Here is a 21,247-nt window from a genome sequence, read left to right as displayed (position 1 = left end):
GCAGTTGACATGGATTGTGACAGCGTTGTTAACTTCGATTGGGAAAATGGCGCCAGACCATCCCGGGGAGCAATCAGGTGACAGTTGCGTCGAAGACGGTTTCGGACGTCATACACTCGCATTTCGGGCTGTTGACGCGTGCTGAAAAGCAACTGGCCGAAAGCCTTCTCGACAATTATCCGGTTTCCGGCCTCGGCAGCATCACCACAATCGCCGAGAATGCGGGGGTCTCGACGCCGACCGTGGTGCGCATGGTGCAGAAGCTCGGCTTCAAGGGCTATCCGGACTTTCAGGCGCATTTGCATCTGGAGGTCGAGGCGACCATCTCCAACCCGATCGCCAAGCACGATCGCTGGGCGCAGAACGCGCCGGGCACCCATATTCTCAACCGTTTTGCCGATGCGATCATGGGCAATCTGCGCCAGACGCTGACCGATCTCGACACCGCGACCTTCGACAGCGTTGCTTCGCTGCTTTCCAATCGCAAGCGCGGCCTCTATTTCGTCGGCGGCCGCATCACCGGCGCGCTTGCCGAATATTTCTTCACCCATATGCAGGTGATCCGGCCGGCGACGACGCTGCTGTCGGCGAATTCCAGCAGCTGGCCGCAATATGTCCTCAACATGAATGCCGGCGACATTCTGATCATCTTCGACATCCGCCGCTACGAGCAGGAGATGGTGAGCCTCGCCACCGCCGCCCGAAAGCGCGGCGCCGAAATCGTCGTCTTCACCGATCAATGGGGTTCACCCGCCGCCAAACTTGCCCGCCACGCCTTCCGCGTCCGGATCGAAGCGCCGTCGGCCTGGGATTCCTCCGTCGTCACTCTCTTCATCGTCGAGGCGCTGATCGAGGCCGTTCAGAACTCCACCTGGGATGAGACGAAGGAACGCATGAAGACACTGGAGGGCTTGTTCGAGCAGAGCAAGCTCTTCCGCAAACCGGGTTAGGAGGACAAGACCAAAGGGAGGAAAAACAATGGCGGATTTTTGCGGAAACAGACCGCGCTGTCGCAAATGAAACATCTGTCACAAGCGCCTGCTATTCATGCAAAACCACCGTCATGCAGCCGTCACACAAGCTTCATGTAAGCTCATTAACAGCATCGCCAGACACTGAAAACCCGAAGGAGAACAACAGTGATCTCTAACATTTCTCGACTTCTGTCGCTTTCTACTGCGATGATCGTGGCTTCGACCGCGATTGCCGCTGCAGAACCGAGCGCAGAACTTATCGCTGCCGCCAAGAAGGAAGGCACGCTGACCACGATCGCTCTCCCGCACGACTGGTGCGGCTACGGCGACGTCATTGCCGGCTTCAAGGCCAAGTATGGCCTCGAAGTCAACGAGCTGAACCCGGATGCCGGCTCGGGCGACGAAATCGAAGCGATCAAGGCCAACAAGGGCAACACCGGCCCGCAGGCCCCCGATGTCATCGACGTCGGCCTCTCCTTCGGCCCGTCCGCCAAGAAGGACGGCCTGATCCAGCCTTACAAGGTCTCCACCTGGGATTCGATCCCGGACAGCGCCAAGGATGCCGAAGGCTACTGGTACGGCGACTATTACGGCGTTCTCTCGTTCCTCGTGAACAAGGACCTCGTCAAGGAATCGCCGGCCGACTGGGCCGACCTGAAGAAGAGCGACTATGCAAACAGCGTCGCGCTGGCAGGTGACCCGCGCACCGCCAACCAGGCTGTCCAGGGCGTTTATGCCGCTGGTCTTTCCGCATCGGGCGGCGACGCCGCCAAGGCAGGCGAAGAAGGCCTGAAATTCTTCGCCGAACTGAACAAGAACGGCAATTTCGTGCCCGTCGTCGGCAAGGCTGCTCCCTTCGCGCAGGGCTCCACGCCGATCATCGTCGCCTGGGACTACAACGCAATGTCCTGGGGTGAAAGCCTGAAGGGCAACCCGCCGTTCGAAGTCGTCGTTCCGAAGACGGGCGTCGTCGCCGGCGTCTACGTCCAGGCGATCTCCGCCTTCGCTCCGCACCCGAACGCTGCCAAGCTCTGGATGGAATACCTCTATTCCGACGAAGGTCAGCTCGGCTGGCTGAAGGGATATTGCCACCCCATCCGCTTCAACGATCTTGCCAAGAACAACAAGATCCCGAAGGAACTGCTCGACAAGCTGCCGCCGGCAGCAGCCTATGAAAAGGCTGTCTTCCCGACGCTCGAAGAGCAGGCCGCCGGCAAGGAAGCTATCACCAAGAACTGGGATAGCGTCGTCGGCGCCAACGTTAAGTAAACTCCGATCCTGCCTCCCCGCCCCAAAGGCGGGGAGGTTTTCTCACTCCGATGCCCAGGATGAGCTTTTCATGAGTACCGTTTCAACGCCGATGGTGAGCAGCGCCCCCTTGATCAACAAAGACCGCGTGATCGACTGGCTGGGCATTGCACCCTTCATCATTTTTTCTCTGCTGTTCCTGATCATCCCCACGCTCTATCTCGTGGCGGGCGCATTCCTGACGCCCGAGGGCGATTTCACGCTGAAGAATATCGGCGATCTCTTTACTCCATCGATCATGAGCGCCTACTGGATCAGTATCAAGGTCTCGGTGGCGTCCGCTCTCGGCGGCGCGCTGATCGGCTTCTTCCTCGCCTGGGCCGTCGTGCTCGGCGGTCTGCCCGCCTCGGTGCGCTCGACGCTGCTGACCTTTTCCGGCGTCGCCTCGAATTTCGCCGGCGTGCCGCTTGCCTTCGCCTTCCTGGCAACACTCGGCCGCACGGGCCTCGTGACGGTCTTCCTCAGGGAATGGTTCGACTTCAATCTCTACGGCACCGGCTTCAACCTGCTGTCCTTCTTCGGTCTCACCATCACCTATATGTATTTCCAGATCCCGCTGATGGTGCTCATCCTGACGCCGGCACTCGACGGCATGAAGAAGGAATGGCGCGAGGCCTCTGAGATTCTCGGCGCCACCAACCGGCAATACTGGACGATGGTTGCCCTGCCGATCCTCTGGCCGAGCCTGCTCGGCACCACGCTCCTGCTCTTCGCCAACGCCTTCGGCGCCATCGCCACCGCCTTCGCGCTGACCGGCAGCTCGCTCAACATCGTGCCGATCCTGCTCTACGCGCAGATCCGCGGCGACGTTCTGCACAACGCCAATCTTGGTTACGCCATCGCCCTCGGCATGATCGTCATCACAGGCGTCTCCAACGTCCTTTACCTCATGCTGCGCATGCGCGCCGAGCGGTGGCAGAAATGAAAACACAACGCCTTGGAGCCTGGATCGCCATCATTCTCGGCGCATCCTATTTCATCATTCCGCTGCTCGGCACGATCGAGTTTTCGCTACGCATGCGCCGCGGCGAATACAGCCTCGACGCCTATCAGTCGGTCTTCTCGGACGCCCAGTTCCGCGAGACCTTCGGCTACTCCATGCTGATGGCGCTGCTGACCATCGTCTTCGGCATGCTGCTCGTCGTGCCGACGGCCTATTGGGTGCGGCTGCGGCTGCCGCAGATGCGCCCGGTCGTCGAATTCATCACGCTGCTGCCGCTGGTCATTCCGGCGATCGTCATCGTCTTCGGCTACCTCAGAATGTACAACTCGTCGTCCTACCTGCCCTTGACGGGTTCGACGACCGGCACCAACGCCCTGCTGGTCTTCTCCTATATCACTCTGTCGCTGCCCTACATGTACCGCGCCGTCGATACCGCCATGCGCGCCATCGACGTCCGCACGCTGACGGAGGCGGCCGAAAGCCTCGGTGCCCGCTGGACGACCATCATGTTCCGCTGCATCTTCCCTAATGTCATGAGCGGCGTGCTCTCCGGCGCCTTCATCACGCTCGCGATCGTCATGGGCGAGTTCACCTTCGCCGCCCTGCTCAACCGCCCGGCCTTCGGCCCCTACCTGCAGCTCGTCGGCGCCAACAAGGCCTATGAGCCTTCGGCACTCGCCGTCATCGCCTTCTCGATCACCTGGCTCAGCATGGGCCTGCTCAATCTCGTTTCCCGTTTCGGCAAAGCCCGCCCGGCAAAGGCTTAAGGTAACTGGCTCATGTCTTTTCTCACACTGAACAACATCCAGAAATCCTTCGGCCCGGTCCAGGTCGTCAAGAATTTCAACATGAACATCGAGAAGGGCGAATTCATCTCCTTCCTCGGGCCGTCGGGCTGCGGCAAGACGACCGTGCTGCGCATGATCGCCGGCTTCGAAACGCCGACCGGCGGCACGCTGACCATCAACGGCAAGGACCAGAGCGCGCTGAAGCCGAACCAGCGCAATATCGGCATGGTCTTCCAGGCCTATGCGCTATTCCCCAACATGTCCGTGCACGACAATGTCGCCTTCGGCCTTAAGGTCGCCGGCGCGCCGAAGCCTGAGATCGACGCCCGCGTCAAGGAGATGCTCGGCTTGATCAAGCTCGATCACCTGGCCGACCGCTATCCCTACCAGCTGTCGGGCGGCCAGCAGCAGCGCGTCGCCCTTGCCCGCGCGCTCGCGGTGAAACCGCAGGTGCTGCTGCTCGACGAGCCGCTGTCGGCCCTCGACGCCAAGATCCGCGTGTCGCTACGCGAGGAAATCCGCCAGATCCAGCAGCAGCTCGGCATCACCACCGTTTTCGTCACCCACGATCAGGAAGAAGCCTTGTCGATCTCCGATCGCATCGTGGTGATGAATGCCGGCAAGGCCGACCAGATCGGCTCGCCCTTCGAGATCTACAACAAGCCGGCCACGCGCTTCGTCGCCTCCTTCGTCGGCACGCTGAACCTGATCGAGGCCAAGGTCGTCGATCCCGACGCCAACCGCATCCAGATCGGTGATCAGAAGATCACACTGAAGCAGTCGGTCGCAGCTCACAAGGCCGACGAAACCATCTCGCTGGCGCTGCGCCCGGAAGCGGGCTCGCTTTCCGACACCGCCAGAAGCGACACCGCGTTGACCGGCCAGGTCGTCTCGGCCCACTTCCTCGGCTCGGTCATCCGCACCCGCATGAATGTCGGCGGCAACGTCATCTCCTTCGACATGTTCAACAGCCCCGGCGTCACCCCGCCGCAGGCCGGCGAAACCGTGACGCTGCGCTTTATGGCAGCTGATCTGCTGGTCATCCGCGACTGATTTCGCGCATACCGTTCATGCAAAAAGGCGCCGCGAAAACGGCGCCTTTTTTCATCGCTCGGAATGATGGGATCGTTCAGCGGATCGCCCGGTCATCCGCGTCGAAGCGATGCACACGCGCCTGGTCCGGCGTCGCATAGACGATCTCGTCGGGCTCGTACTGGTGCTCGCCGAAGAGGCGTGCCGTCAGCAGGCCGTACTGATCGGATTCCAGATAGATGATCGTGTCGGCGCCGAGATGCTCGACATGCACGACCTTCGCCGCCCAGCTCCCCTGCTCGCGCGACAGCGTCATATGCTCGGGACGCACGCCGATCGTCTTGGCGCTGTGGTCGCCGACCTTCTCCCCCGCGATGAAATTCATCTGCGGCGAACCGATGAAGCCGGCGACGAATACATTGGCCGGGCGATTGTAAAGCTCCATCGGCGAGCCGATCTGCTCGATCGTGCCGGCATTCAGCACGACGATCTTGTCGGCCAGCGTCATCGCCTCGACCTGGTCATGGGTGACATAGATCATCGTCGCCTTCAGGCTACGGTGCAGCCGGGCGATTTCGAGGCGGGTCTGAACGCGCAGCGCCGCATCGAGGTTCGACAGCGGCTCGTCGAACAGGAAGAGTTCCGGTTCGCGCACGATGGCGCGGCCGATCGCGACGCGCTGGCGCTGACCGCCGGAGAGTTCGGCCGGACGCCGTGCCAGATAGGGCGCGAGCGACAGCATGCCGGAAGCCTTGCCGACACGGCTGTCGATCTCGTTCTTGGGCGTGCCCGCCTGCTTGAGGCCGAGGCCCATATTGTCCTTGACCGTCAGATGCGGATAGAGCGCATAGGACTGGAACACCATGGCGATGCCGCGCTTGGCCGGCGGCGTCAGCGTCTCGTCGCGGCCATTGATGACGACGGCGCCCGAGGAGACGTCCTCGAGGCCTGCAATGCTGCGCAAGAGCGTCGACTTCCCGCAGCCCGACGGCCCGACGAAGATGACGAATTCGCCGTCTTTGACTTCAAGGTCGATGCCCTTCAGCACTTCATGCGTGCCATAGGTCTTGCGGATGGATTTGAGTTGAAGCGATCCCACTGATTTTTCCTTACAATCTGACCGGCTGGCCGGTACGCACGCTCTCGTCGGCGGCAAGGCAGATGCGCAGCGACGCCACCGCATCCGCCATATGGCGGTCGAGGTTGAGATCCTCGCGGATCGCCCTCAGCATGAAGGCCTGTTCCAGGTCGCAGAGCGCCTGATGACCGGGCTCGCCCGTCATCCTCATATCCTGGTCGGGCCGGATGAATTTGCCGTCCGGGCCGGTCTCGGCCGTGTGCAGACGGATCACCGAGGTTTTGGTGTGCGTGTCGATATCGTCGGACTTGGCGTTCGGATCCATGACGATCGACACCGCCCCCTTCGGCGACATCACGTCCTTCACGAAGAAGGCGGTCTCCGAAATCATCGGCCCCCAGCCGGCCTCGTACCAGCCGACCGAACCGTCTTCGAAAAGCACCTGCAGGTGGCCATAATTATACATCCCGGCGACGATCTCATCGGAGAGCCGCAGTCCCATGCCGCGCACCTCGACCGCCCTGGCATCGGTGATCTGGCACATGACGTCGATATAATGCACGCCGCAATCGACGATCGGTGAGGTCGTCTGCATCAGCGACTTGTGCGTCGCCCAGGTCGGGCCGCTGGACTGCTGGTTAAGGTTCATGCGGAAGACGTAAGGCGGACCAAGCTTGCGCGCTTCCTCGATCAGCTTCGTCCAGGACGGGTGATGCCGAAGGATATAGCCGATCACCAGCTTGCGCCCCGCCTTCTTCGCCGCCGCCACGACACGCTCGGCGTCGGCGACGGTGGTCGCCAGCGGCTTTTCGACGAAGACGTCGCAGCCGGCCTCGAAGGCGGCGACGGCATAATCGGCATGGCTGTCGGAATAGGTGTTGATCGAGCAGAGGTCCGGCTCCAGCTCGGCCAGCGCCGTCATGAAATCGGGATGAACCGTATAGGCCTGCAGCTCGGGCTCCAGCTTCGGCGTCGAGCGGTTGACGAGACCGACGATCTCGAAGCCGGGATTGTTGTGATAGGCGAGCGCATGGCTGCGGCCCATATTGCCGAGACCGGCAACGAGAACGCGGATCGGTTTTTCCTGGCTCACTTGACGGCTCCCGAGGTGATGCCGCGGATCAGCTGCCGCGAGAAGATGACGTAGAGGACGAGGATCGGCAGGATCGCCAGCGACAGTGCCGCCAGCACCGCATTCCAGTTGGTGACGAACTGGCCGATGAAGATCTGCGAGCCGAGCGTGACCGTCTTCGTGGCCTCGGAGGGCGCCAGGATCAGCGGGAACCAGAGATCGTTCCAGATCGGGATCATCGTGAAGACAGCGACGGTTGCCATGGCCGGGCGCACCAGCGGCAGCACCAGACGGAAGAAAATCGCGTATTCGGAAAGCCCGTCGATGCGACCGGCATTCTTGAGATCATCGGAAACCGTGCGCATGAACTCCGACAGGATGAAGATCGCCAGCGGTATGCCCTGCGCGGTATAGACGAGGATCAGCGCCGTCAGCGTATTGACGAGGCCGGCCGCCACCATGCCCTGCAGGATCGCCACCGTGCCGAGACGGATCGGGATCATGATGCCGATCGCCATATAGAGCCCGAGCAGCGCATTGCCGCGGAAACGGTATTCCGACAGCGCGAAGGCCGCCATGGCGCCGAACAGCAGCACCAGCAGGATCGAGATAATGGTCACGATGAAGCTGTTCTGGAAATAGGTGGCAAAATCGCCCTGCCCCAGCACCGTCTGATAACCGACCAGGCTGAAGGTCGACGGCGTCGGGATCATCAAAGGCGCGCGGAAGATCGAAGCGCGATCCTTGAACGAGTTGACGATGGTCAGGAAGACAGGAAACAGCGCGACCAGCGTGTAGGCGGAGAGCGCCAGATGCACGAGGCCGGTGCGGATGGGAGATGTGCGTGCCTTGGACATGCGCGCTCCTCAGAACTGGTAGCGACGCATGCGCCGCTGGATGACGAAGAGATAAAGCGAGACGCCGGCGAGGATGATGAGGAACATCACGGTAGCGATCGTCGCGCCCATCGAGCGGTCGCCGAGCTGCAGCTGGAAACCGAAGAAGGTGCGGTAGAGCAGCGTGCCGAGAATGTCGGTCGACATGTCGGGCCCGGCAAGCGCCCCCTGCACGGTGTAGATCAGGTCGAAGGCATTGAAATTGCCGACGAAGGTCAGGATCGAGATGATGCCGATCGCCGGCAGGATGAGCGGCAGCTTGATCTTCCAGAATTGCGCCCAGCCGGTGATGCCGTCGCACTCGGCCGCCTCGATCACCTCTTCGGGAATGCTGAGCAGCGCAGCATAGATCAGCATCATCGGGATGCCGATATATTGCCAGTTGGAGATCAGCGACACGGCGATCAGCGCCGAGCCAGGCTTGCCGAGCCAGGGCGCGAACAGGAATTTCAACCCGATCAGATCGAGCATCCAGGGCGCCACCCCCCAGATCGGCGACAGGATCAGCTTCCAGATGAAGCCGACGATGACGAAGGAAAGCAGCGTCGGCAGGAATATCGCCGTGCGGTAGAAGGCCACCCCGCGCAGTTTCGGCACCGAAAGCAGGGCAGCAAGCGCAATGCCGATCGGGTTCTGCACGCACATATGGATGGCGAAGAAGATGAGGTTGTTGACGAGCGCATTCCAGAAATCACGCGCCCAGCGCGGATCGCCGAACAGCACCTTGAAATTCGCGAGCCCGACGAAGGCCGGCTGACCGTCGACCGTATTGTAGAGCGAAAGCCTGAGCGTCTCGATGAGCGGCAGCACCATGACGGCGGAATAGACGATCACCGCGGGCAGCATGAAGACGAAGATGTGCCAGCGCACCGGGCGCTTGATCGGGACGATATCGATCGCCTTGTCGGTTTCGCTCATGGCTTTTGCCTGTTCTTGTCGAATGGCCGCGAGGCGCAGCTGAGATGGAAAATATGCTCCCGCCCTAACCCTCTATCCGCCTGGAAGAGGGTACACGCCCTGATGACATTGGGCTCTGGGAGGTCGCTGCGAGTCTCCTTCTCCCCGCGAGCGGGGAGAAGGTGGCCGGCAGGCCGGATGAGGGGCTGCAAACGCCGCCCCTCCGCATCGTCACTTGGCCGGCTTGTACCAGCTGTCGAGGCCCTTCTGGAGCTTTTCGGCAGCGACCTGCGGCGTATCTGTGCCGTTGATCACGTTGGCCGACTCGACCCAGGTCTCGTTTTCAAGGTTCGGCGTGCCGCGCGACAGGATCTGATAGGTCGAGCGCACGGTCGACTTGTACGGGCCGCGCCAGGAAACGAATTCCTGAGCGAGCGGATCGGACATCTTGACCGGGGTGGAGTTCAGGCTGAAGAAGCCCGGCAGCGCATTGGCGTAAATATCGGCGAACTCGGGCGAAGCGACCCAGCTGAGGAATTTCTTGGCTTCCTCGGCATGCTTGCTCTTCGAATTCAGGGCAACGCCGATATCGGGATGGTCGGAGATGTAGCCCGTGTCGCCGGCCTTCGGAACCGGCGGCGGGAAGGCGCCCATCTTGAACTGCGCCTGCGTGTTGAACAGCGCAATCTCCCACGAGCCGGCCGGATAGATCGCGGCGCGGCCGAGCGTGAAGAGGTTCTGGCTGTCCGAGTAGGTCTGCGCTTCGAAACCGTCGCCGAGATAGGGCTTCCACTTGGCAAGCTCCTCATAGGGCTTGACCCATTCCGGATCGGTCAGCTTCTGCTTGCCCGCAATCAGGGCTTCGCGGCCCTCTTCACCCTTCCAGTAGTTCGGGCCGATGTTCTGGTAGCCCATGGTGGCGGCTTCCCAGAGGTCCTTCGTGCCCATGGCGAGCGGGATATAGGTGCCGTCCGTCTTGATCTTGTCGAGCGCTGCGTAGAGCTCGTCCTGGGTCTTCGGCACGGAGATGCCGAGCTTGTCGAAGGCATCCTTGTTGTAGATGAAGCCATGGATGACCGATGCCATCGGCACGCAGAAGGTCGACTTGCCGTCATCGGTCGTCCAGGCGGCCTTGGCGACCGGCGAGAAGTTCTCCATACCCGGCAGGCTGGTGATGTCGACGAGCTGCTTCTTGTTGAAGAGTTCGAGCGAGGCGTCGAACGGACGGCAGGTGATGATGTCGCCTGCCGAGCCGGCATCGAGCTTGGCGTTCAGCGAGGCGTTGTATTCGGTCGGCGCGGTCGGCGAGAAGACGATCTTGATGCCCGGGTTCTTCGCTTCGAAGGCCGGAATGATCTTCTCCTGCCAGATCTGCAGGTCGTCATTGCGCCAGCTTTCGACCGTCAGCGTAACGTCGGCGGCATGCACGAGACCGGCCGACGTCAGCAGGCTGGAGGCAAGCAGCAGGCTTTTCAGAGCAGTGTTTTTCATTTCCCTCTCCTGTGTTTTGAGCGCCGCAAGGCGCTGTTTTCGATCTGAAACAAGCAATTGGCGTGCTTGAGGAAACACCCAACGCCTCTTGGAGGGCCGCCAGCACCTGCCGGCCCCGAAAGCTCGACGGACGCAAAGGCGGGATCGCTTGCGGCCGGACTGCGCGCTGCCCCATCACCTGCATCGGGCGCGGCAAAATCGATCGGGAAAAACCGATGGATGCTGAACTTCGCCACCGGCCTGACAGGCGGCGGGGTCGTTCTCGATCATCTTCGAAGCGGTTCCAACTTGGCTTTGCTGCCGGTTTTCGTTGGCTTCGATGTGCTGTTCCCTTTTACCGAATTAAGGCCAAAAAAATACCAATTGTCCAGTCGATTTTAACTTTTCGCCCTCCAAAAATTTATTAAATAATTTTAATCAATAAAATCAATATGATAAAAAGACGAATTTTCTCCATCTTTCCCACTTGGTAAATGGTATTTTTTTGGTATTGTATTAAAAAACGCGGGGAACGGCACATTCGGAGGCCCGATGACGGAGCTTGCAATCGGCATAGACGGCGGCGGAACGAGCTGCCGGGCCGCGGTCGCAGACAGAAACGGCAATATCATCGGCCGCGGCAAAGCAGGCCCGGCCAACATCCTGTCCGACCTGGAAAACTCTCTTCTCAACATCGTCGAATCCGCCCGGCAAGCGCTGCGCGATGCCGGGCTTGCCGATGAAACAATCTCGTCGGTTGCCTCGGTCGTCGGCGTCGCCGGCGCCAATGTCACGGATTATGGCCAGCGAATCGAAAAGGCCCTGCCCTTTGCCGAAGGCCGGGTCGTCACCGATGCGCTGATCGCCCTGCAGGGCGCGCTCGGCGACTCCGACGGCATCGTCGGCGCCTTCGGCACCGGCTCGGTCTATAATGCCCGCAAAAATGGCCGGCTGAACGGCATCGGCGGCTGGGGCTTCGTCGTCGGCGACCAGGCGAGCGGCGCCCGCCTCGGCCGCGACCTCATGGAGCGTTCTCTACTTTCCCATGACGGCGTGCGCCCGGCTTCTGCGATCACCGAAGCGCTGATGAGCGAATACGGCAACGACCCGGAGCGCGTCGTCGAATTCGCGCATTCGGCAAGACCGACGGATTTTGCCCGCTATGCGCCTATCGTCTTCGACCATGCGGCCAAGGGCGATGCCGTCGCGGTCGGCATCGTCACGGATGCGGCAACGGCGATCGGCGAAAGCCTTGACGCGCTGCTCTGGCCCGAATGCCCGTCGATCTGCCTGCTCGGCGGCCTTGCCGGAGCCTATGAGCCGTGGCTTTCCGAACGTTACAGATCGCGGCTTGCCAGCCCCAAGGGCGATGCCCTGCAGGGTGCGGTGGAACTCGCCGTCAAGCTTTTGAACGACCGGCAGAGAGGTGCGGCATGACCGACGACCTCGCTACCCTCCTGTCCCTGCAGCGCCTGCAGGCCGCCGGCACCGGCCCGCTCTATGTCAAGCTGCGCCGCACGCTCGAAGAGGCCGTGCGCACCGGCACGCTCGGTCACGGTGATGCGCTGCCGCCGGAACGTGATATCGCCGAATTCGCCGCTGTCAGCCGCGTCACCGTGCGCAAGGCGATCGACGAACTCGTCGCCGACGGCCTCTTGGTGCGCCGCCACGGGTCGGGCACCTTCGTCGCCAAACCGGTCTCCAAGGTCGAGCAGCGCCTGTCGCAGCTCACCTCCTTCACCGAGGACATGGCGCGCCGCGGGATGACTTCCCGCTCCGAATGGCTGCACAAGGGTGTCCACACCCCCTCGCCCGACGAGATGATGATTCTCGGTCTCGGCACCGACGTGAAAGTTTCGCGCCTCTCCCGCCTGCGCATCGCCGATGATCAGCCGCTGGCGATCGAGAATGCCAGCGTCTCCGGTGAATTCCTGCCCGATCCGTCCGTCGTCACCAATTCGCTCTACGCCGAACTCGAACGCCTCCAGGTCCGCCCTGTGCGCGCCGTGCAGCGCATTTCCGCAACCAACATGAAGGAAGCAGACGCCCAGCTTCTCGGCGTCCCCGTCGGCGCCGCCGGCCTGTCGATCGAGCGTATCTCCTATCTCGGCTCCGGCCGCGCCGTTGAGTTCACCCGCTCGCTCTATCGCGGCGACGCCTATGATTTCGTCGCCGAACTGACGATCGGGGTGACCTGAGCCTACCAGAAGCGGGCGATCCAAAGCTGGTTTCCGGCGAGTTCGTCGAAGATCGCATCGGCGGAGATAATCGGTATCCCATTAAGCATGGCATTGGCGGTGAAAGCCGTTTATCGCCGGTCAGCGCCCATGCCCAGGCATGGGTATCGAGTAGAAGGGAATTCACTCGACCCCTTCCCAGGCCGCAAGGTCACCCTTATCCATGGGCTCGAAAAAGTCAGGCCCATTTCCAGCAACCAGCCCCTTGAGCAGGCCGATCTTGAAGGAAGATTGCACAATCGGAATGATCTTCACGACAGGTTTGCGTCCCCTAGCGATCACCACTTCTTGACCGGAAAGCGCGGCGTCGATCAATTTCGATAGATTGGCCTTCGCGGCATGGATAGTAACTTGCATCGCGGCCTCATTCGCTGCTTGGCAGAAAATGCCATTACAACATCAATTCCGCTATCGAATTCAAAAGCTAGAACGCGGGATGATTATCGAAGCATACCAAAAGCATAAAGCCGGAAAGTGAATCACTTCCCGGCTTCTCGATTCACTGAATCAATCCTTGAGCACGCCGCCTCAAGCGGCTGTGAACACTCGCCAAATCAGGCCGCGTCCTCGATCGCTTCGTCCGCCTTGCGCGGCACGTAGTTGAGCACCGGTCCGAGCCAGCGCTCGACTTCGGAAACTTCCATGCCCTTGCGCTTGGCATAGTCTTCCACCTGATCGCGCTCCACCTTGGCGACGCCGAAATAATAGGAGTCGGGGTGGCCGATATAGAGACCGGAGACGGATGAGCCCGGCCACATCGCATAGCTTTCCGTCAGCTTCACGCCCGCAGTGCGTTCCGCATCGAGCAGCTTGAAGAGCGTCTTTTTCTCGGTGTGGTCGGGCTGAGCGGGATAGCCTGGCGCCGGACGGATGCCGGCATAGGCTTCGCCGATGAGGTCCTCGTTGCTGAGGTGCTCATCCCTGGCATAGCCCCAATATTCGCGCCGCACCTGCTCGTGCATGCGCTCGGCAAAGGCTTCGGCAAAGCGGTCGGCCAGCGCCTTGACGAGGATCGAGGAATAATCGTCGTTCGCCCGTTCGAAGCGTTCGGCGATGGCGATCTCCTCGATGCCGGCCGTCACGACGAAACCGCCGACATAATCCTGCACACCGCTTGTGACGGGCGCCACGAAATCCGAGAGCGCCACATTCGCCCGTCCGTCCCGCTTCGAAAGCTGCTGGCGCAACGTGTAGAAGGTAGCCAGCTCCTGGCTGCGGCTCTCGTCAGTGAACAGGCGGATATCGTCCCCGACGGCGCCGGCCGGCCAGAAGCCGATGACGGCGCGCGGCCGGAACCACTTCTCGTCGATGATCTTCTTCAGCATCGCCTGCGCATCGGCCCAGAGCGCCCGCGCCGCCTCGCCCTGCTTCTCGTCCTCGAGGATGGCAGGGAAACGGCCGCGCAACTCCCAGGTCTGGAAGAACGGCGTCCAGTCGATGTACTTCGCAAGGTCGGCTAGATCGTAATCCTCGAACACCCGCGTGCCGAAGAATTGCGGCTTCGTCGGCTGGTAGGCCGGCCAGTCGATCTTATGGGCATTCTCTCGCGCCCGCGGCAATGGCAGCCGCACCTTCTCGGCTTCGCTGCGCGCATGCGCGGCCGCCACCTTGGCATATTCGGCTCTTGTATCGTCGACATAGCCCTGGCGCGTCTCCGGCGACAGCAGCGCCGAGACGACGCCGACGGCGCGGCTCGCATCGGTGACGTAGATCGCCTGGCCCTTGTTGTAGCCGGGGTGGATCTTCACCGCCGTATGCACGCGGCTGGTGGTCGCGCCGCCGATCAGCAGCGGGATCTCGAAACCCTGCCGCTCCATCTCGGCCGCGACATGCACCATCTCGTCGAGCGACGGCGTGATCAGGCCGGAAAGGCCGATGACATCGACCTTTTCGGCGATCGCCGTTTCGAGGATCTTCGTCGCCGGCACCATGACGCCGAGATCGACGATCTCGTAATTGTTGCAGGCCAGTACGACGCCGACAATGTTCTTGCCGATATCGTGCACGTCGCCCTTGACCGTCGCCATCAGGATCTTGCCGGCCGAACGACGTTCTTCGCCGCCGTTGAGGCGCTTTTCCTCTTCCATATAGGGCAGCAGCACGGCGACAGCCTGCTTCATGACGCGCGCCGATTTGACCACCTGCGGCAGGAACATCTTGCCCGAGCCGAAGAGATCGCCGACGACGTTCATGCCGGCCATCAGCGGCCCTTCGATGACGTGCAGCGGCCGGGCGGCCTGCTGGCGCGCTTCTTCGGTATCGGCCTCGATAAATTCGGTGATGCCGTTGACCAGCGCATGTTCGAGGCGCTTCTCGACACTCCATTCGCGCCAGGAGAGATCCTGGACGCGGCCTTCCCTGGCGCCGGCACCGCGGAAACGTTCGGCGACTTCGAGCAGCCGCTCGGTGCCGTCGGGCCGACGGTTCAGCACCACGTCCTCACAGGCCTCGCGCAGTTCCGCATCGATATTGTCGTAGACCGCCAGCTGGCCGGCATTGACGATGCCCATGTCCATGCCCGCCTGAATGGCGTGGTAGAGGAACACGGCGTGCATCGCCTCGCGCACGGGTTCGTTGCCGCGGAACGAGAAGGACAGGTTCGAGACGCCGCCAGAGATATGCACGAGCGGCATGCGCTCACGGATCGTCCGCGTCGCCTCGATGAAGTCGACGCCGTAATTATTGTGCTCTTCGATGCCGGTCGCCACCGCGAAGATGTTCGGGTCGAAGATGATGTCCTCGGGCGGGAAACCGATCTTTTCGGTCAAAAGCTTATAGGCGCGGGTGCAGATATCGACCTTGCGCTGGTAATTGTCGGCCTGCCCCGTCTCGTCGAAGGCCATGACGACGACGGCCGCGCCGTAATTGTGCAGGAGCCTGGCCTGAGCAAGGAAATTCTCCTCGCCTTCCTTCAACGAGATCGAGTTGACGATCGGCTTGCCCTGCACCCGCTTCAGGCCGGACTCGATGATCGAGAATTTCGAACTGTCGATCATCACGGGCACGCGGGCGATATCGGGCTCGGCGGCGATCAGGTTCAAGAACTCGACCATCGCCTTTTCGGAATCGATCAGGCCCTCGTCCATGTTGATGTCGATCACCTGGGCGCCGTTCTCGACCTGGTCGCGGGCGACATCGAGCGCGGCCGTATAATCGGCATTGGTGATCAGCTTGCGGAACTTCGCCGAGCCGGTGACGTTGGTGCGCTCGCCGACATTGACGAAGGGAATGTCCTTGGTCAGCTCGAAGGGTTCGAGGCCCGACAGCGACATGAAGGGGCGATGCTCGGGAATCGGCCGCGGCTTGTACTTGGCGACGGTCTCGGCGATCGCCCGGATGTGCTCCGGCGTCGAGCCGCAGCAGCCGCCGACGATATTGACGAGGCCTTCGCGGGCGAAGCTGTCGATCTGCGCCGCCATCAGCTCCGGCGTTTCATCGTACTGGCCGAATTCGTTCGGCAGGCCGGCGTTCGGATAGGCGCAGATGAAGGTGTCGGCGACGCCCGAAAGTTCCTGCAGATGCGGGCGCATCGCATTGGCGCCGAGCGCGCAGTTCAGCCCGATCGTGAAGGGATTGGCGTGGCGCACCGAGTTCCAGAAGGCCGACGGCGTCTGGCCGGAGAGCGTGCGGCCGGAAAGGTCGGTGATCGTCCCGGAGATCATCACCGGCAGGCGCACGCCCTTGGCCTCGAAGCGTTCCTCGCAGGCGAAGATCGCCGCCTTGGCATTCAGCGTATCGAAGATCGTCTCGATCAGGATGATGTCGGCGCCGCCGTCGATCAGACCGTCGATCTGTTCGCCATAGGCGGAGCGCAGATCGTCGAAGGTGACGGCGCGGAAACCGGGATTGTTGACGTCGGGCGAGATCGAGGCGGTGCGGTTGGTCGGGCCGATGGCGCCGGCGACGAAGCGGCGGCGGCCGTCCTCGCGCTCGGCGCGCAGTGCCGCGCGGCGGACGATCTCGGCACCCTCCTTGTTGAGGTCGTAGACCGCGCCTTCCATCTCGTAATCGGCCTGGGCGATGCGGGTCGAGGAGAAGGTGTTGGTCTCGAGAATATCGGCGCCGGCTTTGGCGTAGCGATAGTGGATCTCTTCGATCGCATCCGGCTGGGTCAGGATCAGAAGGTCGTTATTGCCCTTCTGGTGGCAGGCGCAGCCGATGAAGCGGGTGCCGCGGAACTGGTCTTCGTCATAGCCGAGCCCCTGGATCTGCGTGCCCATGGCGCCGTCGAGGACGAGGATGCGTTCGCTCGCGGCTTTGCGCAGCGCTGCGAAAACTTCATTGCCGTCACGCTTGCCCGTTTCCGGACCAAAGAGGTTGTCAAACACGGGAGGCTCCTTGACGTCGTAAGACCAGACAATCCAAATCACATAAAGATATCTTTATGTCAATATATGCCTGTCGATTTCGTGCTTTGCAAGTCTGGGCGGATGACAGGCGTGAACGGCCTCTATATAGGCATTTCAAAAGCATCGCGCACGAAATCGGAGGAAGTGTCATGGCACCCGTGCTTGGAAACTGGACGAGCCGCGCCTATCATCGCGGCTGGCTGCTTGACCAGGCAAACGGCCTCTTCGATTTCTTCCAGCACAATTCGGTCAATCCCAAGGGCGGCTTCTACGACCTCGACGATACCGGCAAGCCGCTCGACGCCGAGGGGCAGATCCGCAGCATCCATATCGCCGCGCGCGCCGTGCATTGCTTTGCCATCGGCGCCCTGCTCGGCCGTCCGGGTGCTGCCGACCTCGTCGACCACGGCATGGACTATCTCTGGAACCATCACCGCGACCGAAAAAATGGCGGCTATTTCTGGTCGCTCGACAAGAATGGTCCGGTCGACAGCAACAAGCAGGGCTACGGCCACGCCTTCGTGTTGCTCGCGGCCTCATCCGCCAAGACGATCGGCCATCCGCTCGCCGACGGCATGCTTGATGACATCACCCAAATCCTCAACACCAAGTTCTGGGAACCGCGCCACGGCGCGATCGCCGAGGAATTCACCGCCGACTGGCAGCCGCTCGACGGCGGCGCCTATCGCGGCCAGAACTCCAACATGCACCTGACCGAAGCGCTGATGGCCGCCTTCGAAGCATCAGGCGACAAGCAATACCTCGCCAAGGCCGAAAGCATCGCCGATCTCGTCATTCGCCGCGCGGCCGGCTCGGTCGACTGGCGCGTCGCCGAACATTTCGACGCCGAATGGAAGCTCGACAAGCAATATTATCATCCGAACGAAATGTTCCGCCCGGCCGGCACGACGCCCGGCCACTGGCTGGAATGGGCCCGCCTCATCCTGCAGCTCTGGGTGCTCGGCGGCAAACGCATCGAATGGATGCCGGATGCGGCCAAGGCGCTCTTCGAGCAGTCGATGGCACTCGGCTGGGACAGCGACAAGGGCGGCTTCTTCTATACGCTCGACTGGAACGACAAGCCCGCCAAGCGCAACAAGCTCTGGTGGCCGGCCTGCGAGGGCGCTGCCGCCGCCCACTTCCTCAACGAGCACCTGCCGAGCGACTACCATGAGGAATGCTACCGCAAGATCTGGAACGTCATCGAGCGCGCCTTCATCGACCACAAGAATGGCGGCTGGCACGAGGAACTGACGGAGGATCTCGTTCCCTCACATTCGCTCTTCCCCGGCAAGGGCGACATCTATCACGCCCTGCAGGCCTGCCTCATCCCGCTCTTCCCGGCAACCGGCAGCCTGACGAAGGGCATCGCCGAGGCCGGCGGCAGGCTCTGAGCTTCACTGGTCCGGCACCCGCCGGCGCAGCCAACGCCCCGCTCAAATCGGCGCGAGCCGCAGCGTATCCAGATCCTTCGCCAGCATCAGCGCCAGGGCCTCGACCACGAGATTATGGTCGTCGCGCTGCGGCAGGCCGGAGACGGTGACGGCGCCGATGCAGCCGGTGCCCTTGACGTTGATCGGGAAACTGCCGCCATGCGGCGCGAAATCGTCGCCGGAAAGGCCGTTGTCCTCGACGGTCTTGCCGTCTTTTCTCAACTTCAGGCCGGAGGCATAGCTGCTGCGGAAATAACGCAGCACCATGTTGCGCTTGCGGCGAACCCAGTTGACGTTATCGGGGGTCACGCCGGGCAGCGCCGCATAGAAGACCGGCATCGAATGCAGGGTCACATCGATCGCAACACCGAGGCCGCGTTCGGTGGCGAGTTCCTGCAGGAGTTTGCCGAGCTGCCATGCCGTCGTCAGGTCGAAGGCGTCGAAGCTCAGCGCTTTTTCCTGCTCCGCGATCCGGTTGAGATCGTCGTCGAGTGTCATGATAAGGCGCTCCTCTGCCGCAATGATCCGTTGCAGACCATTCTCGCCGGAGGCGAAAAAGTAAAGCAAAACTTGGACCTGCCCTGATGTCAGAGCTTCGGCGTCAGCATCTCGAAACGGTCGCGTGTTGTCGCGCAGGTATCGCCGCCGAGGCGTGCAATGGCATCGATCGCGGCCGGATCGACATGCAGCCGTTCCGGATCGACGACGCCCTCGCGGTAATGTGCATAGACGATCTCGCCCATGACGATCTGCCGCGAGCGGCCAAGCTCAAGCGTCACATGCCGCCGGCACTCGAAGGCGGCCGGCGCCTCGGCGATATAGGGTGACGCCACCTTCTCGCCCGGCAGCGCCGTCAAGCCGGCTTCTCTCAGTTCATCGACGCCGCGCGGATACTTAGCACCGCAGACATGCATCGCCTCGGCGATGGCGAAGGAGACGATATTGACCGTAAAAACCTCGGTCATGCGGATATTGTGGCCGGTGTCCTTGAACGACATGTCGGCATTGTTCTCGACGCCGATCGCCAGGATCGGCGGATCGGCCGACAGGCAATTGAAGAAGCTGAAGGGCGCGGCATTGATCCGGCCGTGTTCATCGACCGTCGTCACCAGCGCGATCGGCCGCGGAATGATCGTGCCGATCATCAGCTTGTAACGCTCGCGCTCGGAAAGCTCTTTGAAGTCGAAGGAAACGGCCATGGCTCAGCCGAGCTTCCCAATCGGCGAGAAGGCGCTCATCGCTCCGGTGAAGGGTTTCGGCAGCGGCGAGGCGTAGGAGCCGCGCTTGCTGGTGGAAAGCCCGAGCGACACCAGCGCCTCGGCCTGCTTGACGGCGGCCGCAACACCGTCGACGACTGGCACGCCGTAGATTTCCTGCAATTCCCTTGCGAGATCGGTCATGCCGGCGCAGCCGAGCACGATCGCCTCGGCGCCGTCTTCGGCGAGCGCCCGCTCGATCTCGGCCCTGAGCTTGCCGATCGCACCCGATGCCGCATCTTCGAGTTCCAGCACCGGAATGTCGGAAGCCCGCACCTTGGCGCGCTCGCCCATGCCGTAACGGCGCACCAGATTGTCGATCAGCACCCGCGAGCGCTCCAGCGTCGTCACGACCGTGAAGCGCTGCGCCAGGAAACCGGCCGTTGCAACTGCGGATTCGCAGAGGCCGAGGATCGGCACATCGGCGAAGCTTCGCGCCGCGTCGAGCCCGGTATCGTCGAAGCAGGCGATGACAGCCGCGTCGTAGCCCGCCGCCTGCCGTTCCTTCAGTTCGACAAGCAGGCCGGGGATCGCCAGCGCCCCGTCATAATGGCCCTCGATGGAAACCGGCCCCATGCGCGCGGTGGCGGCGATGATTTCCGTGCCGGATGCGGCCACCGCGCGCGCGGCGGTCGCCGCCTTTTCGGTCATGGAGGCGGTGGTGTTCGGATTGACGATGAGGATGCGCATGTCAGTGGATCTTTGCCTGTCGCCGGCTGAGCATGGTCATGATGCCGAGCGCGATGAGAATGATGGTGAAGGAAAACAGCGTCGTCACCGCGCCGAGCGCATAGAGCACCGGCGTCGTGACGTTGGTCGTCATGCCGTAGATTTCGAGCGGCAGCGTATTATAGGTGCCCGACGTCATCAACGTGCGGGCGAATTCGTCATAGGAGAGCGTGAAGCCGAACAGGCCGACACCAACCAGGCTCGGCGCGATCATCGGCAGCACGACATGGCGGAAGGTCTGCCAGGAGGAAGCGCCGAGGTCGCGCGCCGCCTCCTCATAGGCCGGCGAAAAGCGGTTGAAGACCGCGAACATGATCAGCACGCCGAAGGGCAGCGTCCAGGTGAGATGCGCGCCGAAGGCCGAGGAATACCAGGCAGGCTTCAGCCCGCCCTCCTGGAAGACGACGCCGATGCCGAGTGAGACGATGATCGACGGCACGACGAGGCTGGCGACCGTCGCATAGAACAGCACGGTCGAACCGCGGAAACGGCGGCGGAAGGCAAGGCCGGCGAGCAGCGACACGGTGACGGTCACGACCATGACCATCAGCCCGAGCGAGAAGGAGCGCCGGAAGGAGGCGCCGAAATCGCCGACCGCCTGCTTTTCGAACAGGTTGAAGAACCAGTGCGTGGAAACGCCGTTCATCGGGAAGGTCAGGCCGCCGTCCGGCCCCTGGAAGGAGAGGATCAGGATCGCCGAGAGCGGGCCGTAGAGGAACAGCACGAAGACGACGAAAAAGATCGCCAGCAGATAGAATTCGAGGCCGCGTTTTTCGTGGTTCATC

20 protein-coding genes are annotated in these 21,247 nt (G+C 62.1%); 9 read left to right on the top strand and 11 right to left on the bottom strand.

Going from position 1 to position 21,247, the window contains the following annotated elements; all coding sequences use genetic code 11:
- The first annotated feature begins 77 nt into the window (after positions 1 to 77).
- The 5 genes from CO671_RS04580 (at position 78) to CO671_RS04560 (ending at position 5,066) form a co-directional block, all read left to right on the top strand.
- Positions 78 to 950 (top strand): MurR/RpiR family transcriptional regulator, encoded by an 873-nt coding sequence (locus CO671_RS04580; protein WP_010032517.1) that lies wholly within the window; start codon positions 78 to 80, stop codon positions 948 to 950.
- A 189-nt stretch (positions 951 to 1,139) separates the two neighbouring features.
- Positions 1,140 to 2,243, top strand: a complete 1,104-nt coding sequence (locus CO671_RS04575; protein ID WP_097604826.1) for an ABC transporter substrate-binding protein — start codon at positions 1,140 to 1,142, stop codon at positions 2,241 to 2,243.
- A 70-nt stretch (positions 2,244 to 2,313) separates the two neighbouring features.
- A complete protein-coding gene (locus tag CO671_RS04570; protein ID WP_097604824.1) occupies positions 2,314 to 3,207 on the top strand; it encodes an ABC transporter permease subunit in 894 nt (297 codons plus the stop codon).
- Positions 3,204 to 3,992 (top strand): ABC transporter permease, encoded by a 789-nt coding sequence (locus tag CO671_RS04565; protein WP_097604821.1) that lies wholly within the window; start codon positions 3,204 to 3,206, stop codon positions 3,990 to 3,992. The genes CO671_RS04570 and CO671_RS04565 overlap by 4 nt, the downstream gene beginning before the upstream one ends.
- A 12-nt stretch (positions 3,993 to 4,004) precedes the next feature.
- A complete protein-coding gene (locus CO671_RS04560) occupies positions 4,005 to 5,066 on the top strand; it encodes an ABC transporter ATP-binding protein (RefSeq protein WP_097604819.1) in 1,062 nt (353 codons plus the stop codon).
- 76 nt (positions 5,067 to 5,142) lie between these two features.
- Here CO671_RS04560 and CO671_RS04555 read toward each other — a convergent pair whose 3' ends face one another.
- From CO671_RS04555 to CO671_RS04530, 5 genes are all read right to left on the bottom strand, one after another.
- Positions 5,143 to 6,144 carry an ABC transporter ATP-binding protein gene (locus CO671_RS04555; protein WP_097604816.1) on the bottom strand — a complete coding sequence of 334 codons (1,002 nt, stop codon included), beginning with the start codon at positions 6,142 to 6,144 and terminating at the stop codon, positions 5,143 to 5,145.
- A gap of 10 nt (positions 6,145 to 6,154) precedes the next feature.
- Positions 6,155 to 7,216, bottom strand: coding sequence for a Gfo/Idh/MocA family oxidoreductase (locus CO671_RS04550; RefSeq protein ID WP_097604813.1), 1,062 nt, complete (start codon positions 7,214 to 7,216; stop codon positions 6,155 to 6,157).
- The gene (locus tag CO671_RS04545; protein ID WP_097604810.1) at positions 7,213 to 8,052 is read right to left on the bottom strand and encodes a carbohydrate ABC transporter permease; all 840 of its coding nucleotides are present in this window, start codon (positions 8,050 to 8,052) and stop codon (positions 7,213 to 7,215) included. Before CO671_RS04545 ends, CO671_RS04550 begins: the two co-directional genes overlap by 4 nt.
- A 9-nt stretch (positions 8,053 to 8,061) precedes the next feature.
- Positions 8,062 to 9,009, bottom strand: a complete 948-nt coding sequence (locus CO671_RS04540; protein WP_097604807.1) for a sugar ABC transporter permease — start codon at positions 9,007 to 9,009, stop codon at positions 8,062 to 8,064.
- A gap of 210 nt (positions 9,010 to 9,219) precedes the next feature.
- Positions 9,220 to 10,479, bottom strand: coding sequence for an ABC transporter substrate-binding protein (locus CO671_RS04530; RefSeq protein WP_097604804.1), 1,260 nt, complete (start codon positions 10,477 to 10,479; stop codon positions 9,220 to 9,222).
- A 219-nt stretch (positions 10,480 to 10,698) separates the two neighbouring features.
- Between CO671_RS04530 and CO671_RS33645 the strand changes: the two genes are divergently transcribed.
- The 3 genes from CO671_RS33645 (at position 10,699) to CO671_RS04520 (ending at position 12,656) form a co-directional block, all read left to right on the top strand.
- A complete protein-coding gene (locus CO671_RS33645; RefSeq protein ID WP_170964923.1) occupies positions 10,699 to 10,860 on the top strand; it encodes a hypothetical protein in 162 nt (53 codons plus the stop codon).
- A 150-nt stretch (positions 10,861 to 11,010) separates the two neighbouring features.
- On the top strand, positions 11,011 to 11,895 hold the full coding sequence (locus tag CO671_RS04525) for an N-acetylglucosamine kinase (protein WP_097604801.1): 885 nt from the start codon (positions 11,011 to 11,013) through the stop codon (positions 11,893 to 11,895).
- Entirely contained in the window at positions 11,892 to 12,656 is a 765-nt protein-coding gene (locus CO671_RS04520) for a GntR family transcriptional regulator (protein ID WP_016733629.1), read from the top strand. The genes CO671_RS04525 and CO671_RS04520 overlap by 4 nt, the downstream gene beginning before the upstream one ends.
- A 162-nt stretch (positions 12,657 to 12,818) precedes the next feature.
- On the opposite strand, the gene CO671_RS04515 is transcribed toward CO671_RS04520, so the two are convergent.
- Positions 12,819 to 13,052: a type II toxin-antitoxin system prevent-host-death family antitoxin gene (locus CO671_RS04515; RefSeq protein ID WP_097604798.1), complete on the bottom strand. Its 234-nt coding sequence runs from the start codon at positions 13,050 to 13,052 to the stop codon at positions 12,819 to 12,821.
- A 197-nt stretch (positions 13,053 to 13,249) separates the two neighbouring features.
- Complete coding sequence (metH, locus tag CO671_RS04510) at positions 13,250 to 17,023, bottom strand: methionine synthase (protein ID WP_097604796.1); 3,774 nt, start codon at positions 17,021 to 17,023, stop codon at positions 13,250 to 13,252.
- A gap of 170 nt (positions 17,024 to 17,193) precedes the next feature.
- Between metH and CO671_RS04505 the strand changes: the two genes are divergently transcribed.
- On the top strand, positions 17,194 to 18,438 hold the full coding sequence (locus CO671_RS04505; protein ID WP_097604794.1) for an AGE family epimerase/isomerase: 1,245 nt from the start codon (positions 17,194 to 17,196) through the stop codon (positions 18,436 to 18,438).
- 42 nt (positions 18,439 to 18,480) lie between these two features.
- Here CO671_RS04505 and CO671_RS04500 read toward each other — a convergent pair whose 3' ends face one another.
- From CO671_RS04500 to CO671_RS04485, 4 genes are all read right to left on the bottom strand, one after another.
- The gene (locus CO671_RS04500) at positions 18,481 to 18,975 is read right to left on the bottom strand and encodes a heme-degrading domain-containing protein (RefSeq protein WP_097605074.1); all 495 of its coding nucleotides are present in this window, start codon (positions 18,973 to 18,975) and stop codon (positions 18,481 to 18,483) included.
- 89 nt (positions 18,976 to 19,064) lie between these two features.
- Positions 19,065 to 19,676 carry a flavin reductase family protein gene (locus tag CO671_RS04495; protein WP_097604792.1) on the bottom strand — a complete coding sequence of 204 codons (612 nt, stop codon included), beginning with the start codon at positions 19,674 to 19,676 and terminating at the stop codon, positions 19,065 to 19,067.
- A gap of 3 nt (positions 19,677 to 19,679) precedes the next feature.
- Positions 19,680 to 20,423 carry an aspartate/glutamate racemase family protein gene (locus CO671_RS04490; RefSeq protein WP_097604789.1) on the bottom strand — a complete coding sequence of 248 codons (744 nt, stop codon included), beginning with the start codon at positions 20,421 to 20,423 and terminating at the stop codon, positions 19,680 to 19,682.
- 1 nt (position 20,424) lies between these two features.
- Complete coding sequence (locus tag CO671_RS04485) at positions 20,425 to 21,246, bottom strand: ABC transporter permease (protein ID WP_097604786.1); 822 nt, start codon at positions 21,244 to 21,246, stop codon at positions 20,425 to 20,427.
- Between the last annotated feature and the right edge of the window lies 1 nt (position 21,247).

The sequence above is a fragment of the Rhizobium sp. M10 genome (assembly GCF_002531955.1).
Taxonomy (GTDB): domain Bacteria; phylum Pseudomonadota; class Alphaproteobacteria; order Rhizobiales; family Rhizobiaceae; genus Rhizobium; species Rhizobium etli_C.
Note: the sequence above shows the minus strand (reverse complement) of the source record. Positions and strands in the feature narration are given on the sequence as shown.

Coding starts and splice junctions, on each gene's coding strand:
- CO671_RS04570 (WP_097604824.1), top strand. CDS start 2,314: ATGAGTACCGTTTCAACGCCGATGGTGAGCAGCGCCCCCTTGATCAAC.
- CO671_RS04565 (WP_097604821.1), top strand. CDS start 3,204: ATGAAAACACAACGCCTTGGAGCCTGGATCGCCATCATTCTCGGCGCA.
- CO671_RS04560 (WP_097604819.1), top strand. CDS start 4,005: ATGTCTTTTCTCACACTGAACAACATCCAGAAATCCTTCGGCCCGGTC.
- CO671_RS04545 (WP_097604810.1), bottom strand. CDS start 8,052: ATGTCCAAGGCACGCACATCTCCCATCCGCACCGGCCTCGTGCATCTG.
- CO671_RS04540 (WP_097604807.1), bottom strand. CDS start 9,009: ATGAGCGAAACCGACAAGGCGATCGATATCGTCCCGATCAAGCGCCCG.
- CO671_RS04530 (WP_097604804.1), bottom strand. CDS start 10,479: ATGAAAAACACTGCTCTGAAAAGCCTGCTGCTTGCCTCCAGCCTGCTG.
- CO671_RS33645 (WP_170964923.1), top strand. CDS start 10,699: ATGCTGAACTTCGCCACCGGCCTGACAGGCGGCGGGGTCGTTCTCGAT.
- CO671_RS04525 (WP_097604801.1), top strand. CDS start 11,011: ATGACGGAGCTTGCAATCGGCATAGACGGCGGCGGAACGAGCTGCCGG.
- CO671_RS04520 (WP_016733629.1), top strand. CDS start 11,892: ATGACCGACGACCTCGCTACCCTCCTGTCCCTGCAGCGCCTGCAGGCC.
- CO671_RS04515 (WP_097604798.1), bottom strand. CDS start 13,052: ATGCAAGTTACTATCCATGCCGCGAAGGCCAATCTATCGAAATTGATC.
- CO671_RS04505 (WP_097604794.1), top strand. CDS start 17,194: ATGGCACCCGTGCTTGGAAACTGGACGAGCCGCGCCTATCATCGCGGC.
- CO671_RS04500 (WP_097605074.1), bottom strand. CDS start 18,975: ATGACACTCGACGACGATCTCAACCGGATCGCGGAGCAGGAAAAAGCG.
- CO671_RS04495 (WP_097604792.1), bottom strand. CDS start 19,676: ATGGCCGTTTCCTTCGACTTCAAAGAGCTTTCCGAGCGCGAGCGTTAC.
- CO671_RS04490 (WP_097604789.1), bottom strand. CDS start 20,423: ATGCGCATCCTCATCGTCAATCCGAACACCACCGCCTCCATGACCGAA.
- CO671_RS04485 (WP_097604786.1), bottom strand. CDS start 21,246: ATGAACCACGAAAAACGCGGCCTCGAATTCTATCTGCTGGCGATCTTT.